Source organism: Hallella colorans, from assembly GCF_003096815.1.
Taxonomy (GTDB): Bacteria; Bacteroidota; Bacteroidia; order Bacteroidales; family Bacteroidaceae; genus Prevotella; species Prevotella colorans.
Window position 1 is genome coordinate 1 of sequence record NZ_QENY01000033.1, and the last position, 14,323, is coordinate 14,323.

Here is a 14,323-nt window from a genome sequence, read left to right on the forward strand (position 1 = left end):
CCTATGCGCTCCTTTGTCTGTGTGAGATACTCCCCGAAACTCTCCAAGAGCAGGGTTTGGCGGTGGATTTGCCCCTGATAGGCATCCCTCACGTCGGTGGCGGTAAAGGCTTCTTCTCTTTCACTGAGCTCGTGAAAGCGTGCGTGGATGAGTGCGGTGCATTCGCCGAGTTTCTGATTGACAGACACCGCCATTGCACTCTTTCCGATGAGCCGTTGCTTACGGCTGTCCCAAAGAGCGAGCGGAGTCTTACACTTGGTGGAGAAGCCCGAATGGGTTCTGCCAACGGAGATGCGCCCAATGACAGGCACAAGTCCTTTCTTGTCGGTTCGTTTCGCCTGAACGAAGAACGATACTTTGAGTTTGTTTTCCTTCATTTTTCTGTCGTTTTTTCTAAATTTCCTTTGTTTGCAAAGGTACAGATGAACAAGTATTCCCAAGCGATGCAGAAAAATGAAAGATGATGAATAAAAACCTATGACACAATTGTTTACATTCAATTCGTAACCCCTTTTTGCTTTTTCACGGGTGGGTTACGATTTGGTAACGGAACTCCTGCCGTTTGATGCTCGTTTTCGCTTACCCTTAAAATAGTAAGAAAATGCTAAATGATACTATTTCAAATAGTTACATTCCTTTCTTTTCCCTCTGTTTCCCTTGATTCTTAACAACTGATTATGCGAGGAAGATGAGCCTTGATTTACGCATGATAGATGAAAATGCTTACTCAGATCATATAGACAACAAGGCAAGCCATTGTGCGAAACTCTTGAATGACTATTACCAAAAGTTCGATGCACAGAAAGGTACGCAGTTTGTTTTCTCTGACTTGGGTACTTACAAGCCCGGCGGAGATTTCAATATCTATTCGGAAATCAAGAGAAAATTGGTAGAGGACTACCATATCCCGGCATACGAGATACGTTTTATTCAGGAGTGCAAGAACGAGAAAGCAAAGAAAGCAATGGTCGATGCCATGAACCGTGGCGACATTCGCATTATCTTCGGTTCTACCTCTATGTTGGGAACTGGAGTCAATGCCCAGCAACGGGCTGTGGCTATCCATCATTTGGACACGCCTTGGCGACCTTCGGACTTGGAGCAGCGCAATGGGCGTGCCATCCGAAAAGGAAATCTTGTTGCCAAGGAGTTTGCGGACAACAAGGTCGATGTCATCATCTATGCCGTAGAGCGTTCCTTGGATAGCTATAAGTTCAATCTGTTGCACAACAAACAGCTCTTTATCAACCAGCTAAAAACAAACACCTTGGGTAGCCGTACCATTGATGAGGGTTCGATGGACGAGGACAGTGGTATGAACTTCTCGGAATATGTAGCAGTGCTTTCGGGCAATACCGACCTTTTGGAAAAAGCAAGACTTGACAAGAAGATTACCACCTTGGAATCCGAACGCAAGAACTTTCTCCGTGAGCGTGATGCCGCAACGGGCAAGCTGGCAGAGATTGAGAGTTCCGTGTCCTTCCATTCCGACAAGATTAAGGAAGCTAAAGCTGACTTGGCTTGCTTTGAGCAGCGTGTGGAACGGGACAAGGAGGGACTGCCCGTCAATAAATTGACAATCAAAGGTGTAGAGGACAGCACCGACATAAAGGTCATCGCCGCCCGTCTGCATGAGATAGAGGAAAAGGCTCGTACCAAGAGCGAGTACAACAAGATTGGCGAGGTTTACGGCTTTTCCGTCATGGTCAAGACGGAGAGCACTTCCAAGGACTTGTTCGACTGCTCGGTGAACCGCTTCTTTGTCAAGGGACAGGAAAGCATCTACTATACCTATAATAACGGTAAGTTAGCGGCAGACCCGAAACTTGCCTGCGAGAACTTCGTAAATGCCTTGGAGCGTATTCCAAAGGTGATAGAGTCGCATGAGAAGGAAATGGCAAAGGTTGTTGCAAATAAAGAAGTTTATACTAATATTGCTAACAATTCTTGGAAGAAAGAGGACGAACTGCGTGCGCTCAAGGGGGAGGCAGCAGAATTGGACAGAAAGATTGCGCTTACGCTTGCACCGCCGGAGGAGGAAAAAGAAGAGAAGGAGGAAGTAAACCAAGGAGAGAATTTGTATAACAACAATCTCTCAGCTGGAGAAAAGAACGAGAGTTATCCTACTCATGACAAGGAAGAAGACAATCGTTCACAAAACTTCAGACCCAAATGGAGACACTAAACGCATGTTTATTATCCAATGGAAGCAAAATGTCTTACTTTCATTTTTTTTAGTAGACATAAATAAAGTACGGGAATATTGCAATTGAAATTCCCGTACAAAATTATTGCCAGATAGATTCCCTATTCCAATGGTCTGGAAAACCTATCTTATAAATAGGAATGTCTGGATTTTTCTCTATCAGTGAGATTATCTTTCTCTTATATGTATCCCCAGCATTGATAGCATTGCACAAGTATAACATGGAAGTAATGATTAGAAATGGCTTCTTTTTAGAGAATTCCGAAAGAGGATGTTGCAGCCAAATGCCTCTTGGATTACTAATATCCATTGGACGTTTTACCATATTTCGACTCCATACTCTTGAATGATGGGCGACAATATTTCTCAAATAGGAGATGGCTTCAAGCCAGCTTGAGAGTTCTGTATGCATATTAAGTCCGAATTCATTGGCAATTCTTGCCTTTTCCGGTAACTGATGATTAAGATTCTTATATATCTTTGAAAGTGTTCCAAAAGTCGCAACTTCAAAAATAATCCATGCGTCAGGCTGTTGGGTAAGAGATATACATTTTCTATCCTCCCACACTCCATATTTGCATTTGTAGTCTTTTATGAAAATCTCACCGCTACGCATAAACTCGCCCATCAGATCATGTATATGTTGCTGTTGGAGCTCTTCATTGTTGAAAAGTCCCTTATCCATATAGTACAGCCCACCGTATGATTGTGAAAGATGATAAATCATCTTCGTCCGCAACGCTATCTCTATGGCTTCAATGGCATCGAACAAGATAAGACGCAACTCCTTATCAAAGAAATATCGAGCGATAACGTCCTTAAAATTGGCGTCATACTTAAATATATGCTGTTCTTTGTCAGTTTGCATATCCCACCAATACCCCTTCAAACGGTAGTAGCTGATATGACTTAAATGAAGATGGGCAAACTCCTCATCTTCTATAATCATGCCTCTATGCTTCAGTAAATCGATCTGTTCCTGAATGGAACGTGATTCTTTATTCGCCATAGTATCTATAAAAAAATGACTCGCCAGCAGATCTTACGGTATGCCAAGCGAGTACTGTTATCTTTGAGTGTGGAAAACCACAACTAACTTTCTAATTGCAAAGGTAAGTATTATTTTTGTTTCAGCAAAATAATTGCCGATATTTTTTTAGTGGGTGACAAAAATTACCAACCAGCAGCTTCCGTATCATTTCAACTATCTCTTCCCGAAGGAAAAGTAATCTACCATTGGCTTTAGGATAGGGAAGTTTTCCTGCCCAAACCAAGTTGTAAAGTATCTTAATCATTAAAGTTCTTCTCTATTTTCATCTTCCCAGACATGGAAAAAATGTTTTGCATTTGTTGAGTTTACTTCTTCATCATCGATCCAGTTGTCTACTCCGACTTCCATCCTCGGATTCTCACTTGGAGAAGTTGCTGCCAGTACGGGTTCTCCCATTTCAAAAATCGTAATTTTTGGTGCTATGTATTTCTTTTTTATCTGATTATTTATTTCTATTTTTTTTGCTTCCATCTTTTTACATTTTAAGAATTAAAATTCAAAAACAGGACGTATAAAACATCCTCCCTGTGCAGTACGGTGCCATTGTAAGTATTGCTTACCCTTAATATCATATAACCACAAAAATGATGACTGTGAATTCTCGGAAACATTAATCCAATAACGGGATGGTTGCCAATCGAGATACGGTGGTAGGAATCCAATAAAACAATCATGATAAACCTCGTCTTCACCATACCGTTCTGTTGATTCCATAAAATCATTAAGTCTTCCATAGTCCCACGGTTGGGTTGTATAATGTGGTTTATTACTATATTTAGTACCTCCAAAAGCATCAAATATTAAATCAAAGTCTTTGAATTTTGGCACATACCATTGGGTCCAAGATGGCGCTACTTTCTGATATTCAGAAAGGTATGTGTCTACTTTCTCCAATTCCTCTACTAAAAACAAGTTGGTCCTGTCCGGGCTTTTTAGATTTCGCAAAGATATGGCAAGTCCATGTTTGCTATAAGGTGCAGGTCCGTTACTATTATCACTTATATATGCAATCATGGCAACAGGTTTCTCACCTGCATTGTCTGCTTCTTCACAAGTTGAGTAAATATTGCCAGCATCGGATATCACCCAACCAAGTTTAGGCTCTTGGAGTGTTGTATTTTGGTCAGGGTAGCCAATGAAGTCATCCGTAATGGTAATCTTGTATTTGTATCTTTTTCCTGCTTTCAAATCAGCTTTGAAAGGAAAATAAGTAACGCCATAACTATTGTAGTCGCCAACAACATATTGACCTGTGCTGTGGTCATAAATTTTACATTTAACCCATACATAGGAATAAACGTTTTGTGCGTCATTCTCATCAATAGCCTTATTAATGTCTGCAATTCTAATGCCTGACTTAGGATTCCACGGTTGATGATTCAACGGAACTAAAAAAATGTCTTTGCTGGCATTAAGATATGATTTATCTGCTTTTTCAAAGTTGTCTATATCAAATGAATATTCGCCAAGTCCTAAATAATCCCTTGCCATGCGTGTTTGAACCACCCCATTTCCCAACATTGTAAACTCTGCTTCATGATACACCCCCTTTAAGCCGATTTGCTTGATGTCCATGATTTCAAGATTGTTTGACATATTGGAAATTCCAAACTTGATTTGTGAAAGGAGGTGATGGAATTGTAATTTTACGGTACCATGATTAGCTTGTTTATATTCATCAGATTCGAAAGCTGCCATATAATCCTCGTTTCCCCCCGAATATACACCAAGGCTTACCTCGTGGTTGCTCCATACATCTATTTCCGGTCTGCTTCCAAAATTATTGGGAGAGTTGACCGCAACAAAATGCAGGGATTCATTTTCTAACCATCTCTTTCTCTTATTCTCGTCTTTATATGAGAAAATGCCATTACCTTTATTGACTATTTCTACATTATCCATATATGGTTCTTCTTCTCCTGGGTCGTCAAGGAACGCATACACATAAAAGTTTTTCAACTTCTTGACATAGTTTTGAGAGTCAAACGCTGTACGCGTATGAGTTTGATTGTTCTCTGCAACAGAAAAGTTGATAAAGTCAGAAGGAGATGCTACATTGGATACAACCTGTTCTTCATCAGAACAAGATACCATCCCCAACAGGATAAAGACTAATAACACCACAGCTGGTGAATTTGATAATTTTCGTAATTTCATAAGTTTCTTTTTTTTTGCTATTGAATTGTCATAACGATTAAAGTTTGATTGAGTGAAAGGGAAAGTTTGTTCTTCTTCATTCCTCCCGTTTTCGTACCATTTCATCTATCTCCTTACGTAAAAACAACAAACGTCCATTGGCTTTGAGATAAGGAATTTTCCCTGCCCACACCCAGTTGTAGATGGTCTTTTGTTCCACTTTGAGGATCTTGGACACATCTATGATATCCAAATATTCGGGTTTCAATGGTGGATGGACTGTCGTATCGACGGATTGCTCTTGCAGGACAAGCAGACGGTCGAGTTTGTCCTCGACATTCATGAGCTTATCGAACAGGCGTTTTTGCCAAGTGTCTTCTGCATTATAGTTTATGTACGGCATAATTCTCCTTTTTGATAGTTGCCATTGATATCCTGTGCCAAGATATGCTGTTCTTTCATGTAGGCGATGTACTTCTTTGCGGTTCTATCCTTTATTTCCATTTCTCGCATCAGAACATCACAAAGTTCCTGATAGGTGAGTTTGAAAGAATTTCGGAAGGCTTCTCTTATAACGCCAACGAGTTCATCGGTTTTGCGCTTTTCCTTGTCCTCCTTGGACTTCTCACCACGATAGACGTGCATGTCCTCAGCCTTATCCCATCCGAAAAGCATCATCGGTACGTCCAACGGGCTTCCGTCACGGACTTTCAGAGCTTTCACCACCGAGTATTCAGGATTATCATCTTTCTCTATGGAGAGAATGCCTGCCGCCTTGCGTTGAAGTTCTGAGCCGATATGCCCACGGAGTTTGATTCCATTCGGTACGAAGTGTAGCACGCAGATGATACAGGTATTATAAATCCCTGCCAAGCGATAAAGCTCGTCCACAATGGCAATACTTTCCGTTTCATCGTTGGCAGAACGTATCAAGTCGGCTATTCCGTCAATTACCACAAGATGGATACCTCCATGCCTGTGATGAAACAAATCCATACTCTCACGGATAAGTTTCAGCCTGTCCTTGCGGGACAGAGAGGCAAGGTACAGGGAATGGCAAAACTCAGGTGCTGCCGTCAAAGAAGCCCTACGCAGTGTCTTACCCAAGTTCTTGTGCAGTTGTGCCTCGGACTGTTCCGTGTCATAGTGCAGGACTGCCAAGCCTTTGGGATTGGCGGTAATCTCCAATCCCAAGGTATTTTCTATCGGCAATCGTTTTTCTCCCAACGCTCCAGCAAGGATGGCACCCACATAGTTACTCTTGCCTGTCCCCTCACCTCCGGTAATGCAGAACAGGTTATCCTGTGTGCCGAGTGGCACACCGTTTACTGCTACTACTGATTTGGAAATGTCCGGTGGATTCTCATAATCAATCTCACAGGAACGTAACATCATCATGGTTTGGCTATATAGATCTGAGAACATCTTGGCAAGCAGCTCTTTCAGTTCCTTTGCCCCGTTGCCTAAGGCAAAGAAATCAGAAATGTCTTTTTCAGACTTCGTACCACTTAGCGGAAGTGAAAGGTTCAAGACCTTGTATTCTACTAAATGTTCACACTGTTTATGTGCCTCCCGTACACCTGTTTCATCCGCATCATATAAGAGTATTATATGCCTAAAACGAAGCTGAAGGCTCTCAATGATACTTGTCGGTATCTGTGCCGTTTCACTGTTGAAGCAAATCGCATTGAAGCCGTGTGCATACAATGAGAGTACATCCTTTTCTCCACCTGTAATGAAAAGCATATCTCCTTTGGCAGGAATCTGCTCCATTCCGAAGCAATAGGTGGCAGGCATCCGTCCACCATAAAGAAAGCGGATTTTTGGACTGTGAGGTCGGTATATCTTTACATAGCCGTTTCCGATATAGGCAAACATAGGTTCCGTAGGTGAACCATAAAGTTCAAACTTCTTGCCTTCAGCAGATACACTTTCGTAGCGTTTAAGACTCCGTACACGAAAGCGACGGAGTGTATCCTCATGGATGCCATAATGTGCCCAATAGTTCAGCAGACCATCGTCAAATGGCTGTATCTCGAAACTATATGGTCGTTCTTCCGTACACTTGGTTATATCAGCCTTAGGAGTGGGAACAATAGTTTCTTTATATGCTGACGTGATATGGCTGCTATGCTTTTCACCATTACATAAAGAATACAATCCAAGTTCTTGTACAATCGTTTCCAATACTTCGGGAAAACTTGTTTTCAGGTTCAAATTACGGAGGGTTGCCACAAACCAGAAGCAATCCCCAGAATAGGTGGTATCTCCATGATCATAGAATTTGTAAGAAGAAGTTTTCCTGTCGTAGTAGATATGGCAGGAAGCCCGCCTATCGTCATAGAAAGGGCTTCGGAAGTTGCGATGAAGGTTTACCTCAAAGCCAAGGAAATGTGAAAACACATTCAGACCTCCTTGTGTAAGTAAAAGAATCTGTTCCTTTTCTATCATAGTTGTCAGTTTTTAGGATTAATACATGAACTCATGATGAGATTGTCCTTGAAACGGTTGAGCCGACCAAGAATCTCGTCGTTTCTCATACCTGATACGCGGAGCCGGTTGCATTTCGTGGCAATCACGATAGACTTGAAAAAATAACGCACATCACCACCTTCTGTGTAGCGATACCTCACCAACTGCTTCTTGCGCCAACGGTAAAGGGTGGACTCTGAAACATTCAGAGTCCCGATAAGGTCTTTGGTGGTCATCTCCAGCTCATCATCTATATCTTGGATAAGATGAGAGGTGCGCTCGATATACTGCTCAATTCGGTTGAGCCTGTCTATCAGTTCCTGATAGGCTTGGCTTTCTACTGCTATTATTTCCATATGTCATCACAGTTTGGTTTGTAAGATCATGTGCTGCGGTCCCAATTCCTTGGCGAGATCCATTATTTTTCCATAAGTCTCTTCATCAAACACGTCAATGCCCAGTCGGATAAATGGGGGTGGTATTTCTCTTCTTCTCCTTGCAATGGATGCAAGCAGATCACCCTCATCCATTTCCAAAACTTTGGCATAGCTACAAATTTGTACTATACTCATGGATACAGCTCCTGTTTCCCATCTTGAGATGGTACTTGAGCTAACTTTCAGTTTTTCAGCGATATACTCCTGTGAGTATCCTTCATGCTCTCGCTTTTCCTTTAGGGTTTTGTGCAACTGTTTCATATGTATAAAGTTACAAAGACACCTAAATTTGAGCAACCCGCCTCATTCAAATGTTTGCATCCCATGCAAGGTGGCTTGCATTAGGTGCAGATGAATATGATGGGCGATGTCAACATGGGATGATTTAATTGGTTTGTTTTCTAGAATTCATAAACGAAAATACATTGTAATAACAATCATTCCAGAACAAAATCAAATAATTTTGAGAAAATCCCTCCAGTGCAAGGTGCAAGTCCCCTTATATATAGGGGCTTGCACCTTGCACTGGAAAGTGTAGCAGTAAAATATCTAAATATTTATGGTACAAAGATTTGGAGGTTAGTACAATTTTATATACTTTTGTACCCAAGAAAAGAGAGCAGTTGTGCTTTCAACAGGTAGTCAGAATGGTAGTCATCAAGCGGTCAAAATACTGCTACAAAAATGCTACACTACTGATTTGTCAAAATTGATAGAACATTTAATTACAACGAGTTAGCAGAGTTTGGTTCATAAACCTCTCTCTCCGCGTGAAGTACTCTGTAAAAAGAGTTGAGAAAAACTTCAAAAATCCGTAAGTATCGTAACTTCAATAAGTTGCGATACTTTTGTTTTATACAAATCTTACTTTTCAGAGGTCGTTTAGAGGTCGTATATACTCCCAAAATACTCTCCTGTGGCTACAATCTGGCTACATTTTTTTGAGACAAACAAAAATTGTAGCCAAGAGTTCGTAGAGAGTTCGTTTAGAGTACTTGTATTTTACTGCTATTCAAACAATTATGTAGAACTTTGTAGCTGGGCTACAGAAGTTGAAAGAATGGACGTTTGGCTACAATTTCCTTTCCGTCTGGCTACAATTTCTCTATTTCTGGCTACAATTAAAAAAAAACAAGTATGAAGACAAATTTTAGAACCGCCTTCTATCTTAGAAGCAACTATGTCAACAAGGAAGGAAAGACACCAGTAATGTTGAGAATCTATCTCAATAATGAACGGCTTTCACTTGGCTCCACAGGAATTGCGGTAGAGCAATCACTATGGGACAAGGAGAATGAGAAACTGAAAGGACGTACAACCGACGTTCTTAGTACAAATCTTGAACTGGACAACATTCGTAATGGCTTGCAGAGTATCTATCGAAAATTAGAAGACAACCCCGATATATGTCTGGAGCGCATCAAATCAGAATATCTGGGTAAGAAAGAAGACATTGATACACTGTTGCAACTCTTTGATAAGCACAATGCCGATATAGCACGACAAGTCGGTATTTCTGCGAGTAGTGCAACATTACAAAAATATAATGTCTGCGAACGCCACTTCAGGGAATTTCTCCAAAGGAATTACAAAAGGTCGGATATCAAACTATCAGAGCTTACATATACAGTTATTAGAGAATTTGATATCTACCTTCGTACTGTCGTTGGGCAAAATCCCAATACCGCAACCAAGACAATGAAAACTTTCAAGACCATAACAATATTAGGACAAAAGATGGGAGTTTTGTATCACGACCCCTTCCTCAACCACCGTTTTCACTTGGAGCCGGTCAATCGAGGTTTTCTCACGGATGAGGAGATTATGAAGATAGCCAACAAGGATTTTGCTATTCAACGCTTGGAGTTAGTAAGGGATGTTTTCATCTTTTCATGCTTCACAGGTCTGGCATATATTGACGTATCCAACCTTACACCAGACAACATTGTTACGCTTGATGACAAGCAGTGGATTATGACCAAAAGGCAGAAAACAAGCGTGGAAACAAATGTGTTGCTTCTTGACATTCCCAAGAATATCATCGCCAAGTACAGTCATAAGACCTATCGGAACGGCAAACTGTTTCCCATCTTAACTAATCAGAAAACCAACGCATATTTGAAAGAAATTGCCGACATTTGTGGCATCAAGAAGAATCTGACCTTCCATCTTGCCCGACATACGTTTGCAACCATGTCGCTCAGCAAGGGTGTTCCTATGGAAAGTGTATCGAAGATGTTGGGGCATACCAACATTAAAACTACACAAATTTATGCCCGCATAACCAACAAAAAAGTGGAGCATGACATGGAACAGCTCGCTGACAAACTCGGCAAGTTTAATAAGGCGATGGGCATCTGATAATATAATAAAACGTATAACCCTAAAATAAAAGATTTATGGAAACCAAGAAAGAACTATCTTACTTCCGTCTGAAGTTGGAGAACTATCTCAGTGAGCATTTCCCAGAACTGCTGGGCGACAAACCATTCATAACGGCAAGAGCCGATGAAGCACTTTCCACCTACTGCGATGCAGTGGCACAAGGCTTCTCGCATCCCGAAGCGGAGAGTATGGCAAACGAAGTGTTGCATCAAGGACTGCATTTTTCAAAGTATGATACACTTGTGTCTGTCTTGGAGAATGAGTTCGAGAAAGAACTGCCCTCTCCACTCCCCGAAAGACTAACACCAATGCTTCTGAAGAATAAGGCTGTGCAAAGCGTTTTCGACAAGTATGAGCTGTCAGATGACTTCGGTGCAAGTCCTGAGTATGAGAAACTCTACACCGAATTGACAGGAACAATCGTTCTGCTCATTGAGGTCAATGGTCTGCCAACCGTAGGCGGTGAGAACATGACTTGATGTAGCACCATCTGGAGCTTTTGTAGTGTCAAGAGCCAAGATAAACGCTCCACTCCACACGCCAAGAGTTTTTTCAAACACTTGTCTTTGTGTAGTCTGCGCATCTTGTAACTGCTCTTGAAACTATAAAAAGCTCCGATATGAATACAATCATCATGAATCAAGACGTTCTTAAAAGTGCGATTTCTCGCCGAGACAATAGAAGCGAGCTTCCATTGTCCTCACAGCTTAACGAAATCGTTCACACACCTGCCTTCATCAAGGCAGACGCATCGAACAAAACCGATAAGGACAAGCAGCTGCCGACTTCTCCCAAGCAAGTCCGCCGCTTCGGTTGGACACGCTTCATAGTACTCGCTATCCTGCTTTCCATCCTTATCGGTGTCATTTGGCTTATCTCGAAGATAGTAACGCCGCAAGTCGTAACTGCCATCTCAGTCATTGCAGGTTTTCTGATACTACGCTTTATAGTCAGGGTAATTCTGAAAGTGGCATTTACGCTGCTGAGCATTCTATTTTGGTTGGCTATTCTCTGTGCCATCCTGCTATGCATACTTTGAGAAGCACAGCTCTGTAAAACCTTTCATGTTATTTCATTAGGTGGTTATCTCGCATTTTGAGAAAACCACCTTTTCTATGTATGACATGTCCGTCATACATAGAAAGTAGGTTAGAAAACTTTCGTTTCCCAACCTACTCGACTCTGTTATTCTGAGATAAGGAATTTATTTCTCTCTCTTATATTTAGCGATGAGTTCTTTTAACATAGAAAGTATGTCATCAAGAGAAACGCCACTGCGTTTGCTCATCATGGCAATGGTTGCTTTAGGAATGATGATGCGTGCAAGAGGAGAATTGAGCATTTTGAAAGCAGAGTTCATACTTGGCAAATCTTTCCGTAGCTGTGGGTAATTTTTTAACAAATCCTGTAAGCGAGTGTCGGCAGAGAGTTCTATTGTCGAGCCTTCTTTTGTAACAGACGTATCATTTGAAGTACGATTTTGTGACTCCTTTGATTTTACTACTTGTGTGTCATTTGACCAGGTCAGCAGTGTTCGTGAACCTTGAAGCTCACGAATGCGACTACAATCTTGCATCATTTCGAGTACACCTCTGAATCTTCCTTCTGCATCACGCACGGCTACATAATATATATAGATGAACACACCTGGTTTGTTAATCCAAAAATCTACACTATCCTGCTCACCCGAACGGAATTTGGCTATAATTTCCTCAACAAGATGGACGCTGGTGCGCGGATGACAGTTCTTCACATCACGTCCGATAACATTCTTGCTGCGTGGGAAGATGCGGTGGTTGGTATCTGAATAAAAACGAACAAGTTCGTTTTCATCTACATAGGATATATCTACAGGAAGATGTTTGTATATGAGGTTGATTTGTTCGAGAGAAAGTTTGCCTGTCGTGACGTCGAAAACTCGGTCTGTATCGTTTCCTCCAAGCTCATATTTAGCAAGAAGCGCAGATAGTTCTGAGACAAAACCGTCAGGAACTGTTGTTGGCTGGGTTACTGTTTTATCCGCATTTTGGAATCCTTCTACATCAATCCATGCAAAGCCAATTTCGTAATCTCCCGAACGCATCTGTTCGAATTCTTCGGGAGTAATCATTGCCAAAGCAGTTGGGTAGAGTACAGATTCTTCTTTCTGTAAAAGATCCCGCACATCTGTCACAATGGTAGGCTGCATTGCCAAAAATTCTTCTTCTTTATCTTCCTCAATAAGTTTTTTAGCATCACGTATTTCGTCTCGCACAAAGTCATCGAGTAGCCACATCGTAGTTGTGGGGCGGTCAAATCCTTTCTGTTCGAGTATGGAATAGAGCTGGTTCTGCTTACGTGAAAGGTGAGTGCGAAAAGCCGCTATTTGGTCGTACAATTCGATCCACTGATTCTTGATAATCGGATATTGTACAAGATCTTCTATGGAGAGCATAAGGCGACGCATTTCATCATTCTCTCTGTAGTAGCACATGATAGGGTGATCAAGAGGAAGATTTGGTCGACTGGTGTCCATCACTTCATCAAACAGCTCAATCATCTTTTGAATATCCTCCTTTTGGCACTCATCCTCTTCAATGGTTTTGAGTTCCTGTTCTGCCAATGCTATTTCATAAGGGCGGATTTTCCCAACTTGTTTTCTTATTCGGGCTCTGCCCTCTTCTAATGAAATATCTCCTCGTTGGTATGCTTCTTTGATCTCGAGTATTTTGCCAAGTTTTTCAAGGTCTACACTCGGCAAATATTTTTTCATATCCATAGCATTATTGTCTATTGATGAGGTAAACGAAAAAATCACTTTCTTCTATGGCTTTTACGCTTACATGAGCTTCGCCGGGGAAATGTAGAACAGTGCCTGTGCTGATACGATGTACCTCGGTATCGTTAAGAGTAACCTCCACAGTTCCTTTCACTATGGTGAAGAATACTTCTCGTCCTATATGGTCGTGTGAAGGTATTTGTTCTCCGCTTTTCAGATGCATGTGTACAAGCATAAGTTCCTTGTTGTTAATTACCTTACCTAAAGTATTGATTTCCTGTCCAATGGGGTTAATTACTTGTTTCATAATTCTTCTTTATTTGGTTATGATTAATGCTTGTTGACTATAAAAATACGCAAAACAATTGAATAACTTTCGTTTTGATATTATACTTTTATATGGTAGATTTAACTTCAAAATGCAAGTACGTTTGCAAATTTAAGAAAAATTCCTCACTTGATGTTCTGAATCCCAACTTTTTTGTCTTGCATTTATTTTATGTTGCAACCCGCAGAGTCAACCAGCAAGTGCAAAATTATAAAACGTATTTGAAGAATTCACACTTTGGAGTAGAAAAGTTTAATTTTTCTCTCGGTCTTTCGTTCAATTTCTTTTGTATCGACATAATTCTCTTTTCTGTATAATGTTCAAACGAATCCTTTTTCGGTATATATTGTCTGATTAGTTTATTTGTATTCTCAATAGCTCCCTTTTGCCAAGAACAATATGGATCAGGGAAGTATACGGGCACGCCTAAGAACTTGGTAATGTCCTTATGTGCTGCTTTCTATGTTAATATCCAAATGTTTTGACCATTATTTTCAATTTATGCTGAGATTTTATATTCAGGGGTGAATGTTTTGCGGTTTCTAACCAT

At 41.0% G+C, this 14,323-nt stretch carries 13 protein-coding genes and 2 pseudogenes; 4 read left to right on the plus strand and 11 right to left on the minus strand.

The features are described from left to right. Positions 1-377 (minus strand): Arm DNA-binding domain-containing protein (locus tag C7379_RS11895; protein ID WP_243406803.1); only part of this gene is annotated, 377 nt, incomplete at its 3' end. 287 nt (positions 378-664) lie between these two features. Here C7379_RS11895 and C7379_RS11900 point away from each other — a divergent pair. Further along, a pseudogene (locus C7379_RS11900) lies at positions 665-2,185 on the plus strand (helicase-related protein); the annotation flags it as partial. 103 nt (positions 2,186-2,288) lie between these two features. On the opposite strand, the gene C7379_RS11905 reads toward C7379_RS11900, so the two are convergent. The 7 genes from C7379_RS11905 to C7379_RS11935 all read right to left on the minus strand — a co-directional run bounded on the left by C7379_RS11905 (position 2,289) and on the right by C7379_RS11935 (position 8,563). Then, positions 2,289-3,215 (minus strand): Abi family protein, encoded by a 927-nt coding sequence (locus C7379_RS11905; RefSeq protein WP_036929437.1) that lies wholly within the window; start codon positions 3,213-3,215, stop codon positions 2,289-2,291. 285 nt (positions 3,216-3,500) lie between these two features. After that, positions 3,501-3,728: a hypothetical protein gene (locus tag C7379_RS11910; RefSeq protein WP_036929435.1), complete on the minus strand. Its 228-nt coding sequence runs from the start codon at positions 3,726-3,728 to the stop codon at positions 3,501-3,503. A gap of 18 nt (positions 3,729-3,746) precedes the next feature. After that, entirely contained in the window at positions 3,747-5,519 is a 1,773-nt protein-coding gene (locus C7379_RS11915) for a fimbrillin family protein (protein ID WP_243406804.1), read from the minus strand. Then, positions 5,491-5,796, minus strand: a complete 306-nt coding sequence (locus tag C7379_RS11920) for a helix-turn-helix domain-containing protein (protein ID WP_060941302.1) — start codon at positions 5,794-5,796, stop codon at positions 5,491-5,493. The genes C7379_RS11915 and C7379_RS11920 overlap by 29 nt, the downstream gene beginning before the upstream one ends. Further along, positions 5,784-7,844 carry a bifunctional DNA primase/helicase gene (locus C7379_RS11925; RefSeq protein ID WP_116617474.1) on the minus strand — a complete coding sequence of 687 codons (2,061 nt, stop codon included), beginning with the start codon at positions 7,842-7,844 and terminating at the stop codon, positions 5,784-5,786. The genes C7379_RS11920 and C7379_RS11925 overlap by 13 nt, the downstream gene beginning before the upstream one ends. 5 nt (positions 7,845-7,849) lie before the next feature. Then, positions 7,850-8,221: a MerR family transcriptional regulator gene (locus tag C7379_RS11930; protein WP_116617475.1), complete on the minus strand. Its 372-nt coding sequence runs from the start codon at positions 8,219-8,221 to the stop codon at positions 7,850-7,852. A 6-nt stretch (positions 8,222-8,227) separates the two neighbouring features. Further along, the gene (locus tag C7379_RS11935) at positions 8,228-8,563 is read right to left on the minus strand and encodes a helix-turn-helix domain-containing protein (protein WP_116617476.1); all 336 of its coding nucleotides are present in this window, start codon (positions 8,561-8,563) and stop codon (positions 8,228-8,230) included. A gap of 876 nt (positions 8,564-9,439) precedes the next feature. On the opposite strand from C7379_RS11935, the gene C7379_RS11940 reads away from it, so the two are divergent. The 3 genes from C7379_RS11940 (at position 9,440) to C7379_RS11950 (ending at position 11,726) form a co-directional block, all read left to right on the plus strand. Beyond that, entirely contained in the window at positions 9,440-10,663 is a 1,224-nt protein-coding gene (locus C7379_RS11940; RefSeq protein ID WP_116617477.1) for a site-specific integrase, read from the plus strand. Between the two features lie 38 nt (positions 10,664-10,701). Beyond that, positions 10,702-11,166, plus strand: a complete 465-nt coding sequence (locus C7379_RS11945; protein ID WP_025073060.1) for a DUF1896 domain-containing protein — start codon at positions 10,702-10,704, stop codon at positions 11,164-11,166. 140 nt (positions 11,167-11,306) lie between these two features. Beyond that, a complete protein-coding gene (locus C7379_RS11950; RefSeq protein WP_243406805.1) occupies positions 11,307-11,726 on the plus strand; it encodes a hypothetical protein in 420 nt (139 codons plus the stop codon). Between the two features lie 165 nt (positions 11,727-11,891). On the opposite strand, the gene C7379_RS11955 is transcribed toward C7379_RS11950, so the two are convergent. The 3 genes and pseudogenes from C7379_RS11955 to C7379_RS11965 form a co-directional block, all read right to left on the minus strand. Next, entirely contained in the window at positions 11,892-13,445 is a 1,554-nt protein-coding gene (locus C7379_RS11955; RefSeq protein WP_116617478.1) for a PAS domain-containing protein, read from the minus strand. A gap of 4 nt (positions 13,446-13,449) precedes the next feature. Beyond that, positions 13,450-13,752, minus strand: a complete 303-nt coding sequence (locus C7379_RS11960) for a cupin domain-containing protein (protein ID WP_102698040.1) — start codon at positions 13,750-13,752, stop codon at positions 13,450-13,452. A 229-nt stretch (positions 13,753-13,981) separates the two neighbouring features. Then, positions 13,982-14,230: pseudogene (locus tag C7379_RS11965) on the minus strand (IS30 family transposase); the annotation flags it as partial. Positions 14,231-14,323: the final 93 nt, after the last annotated feature.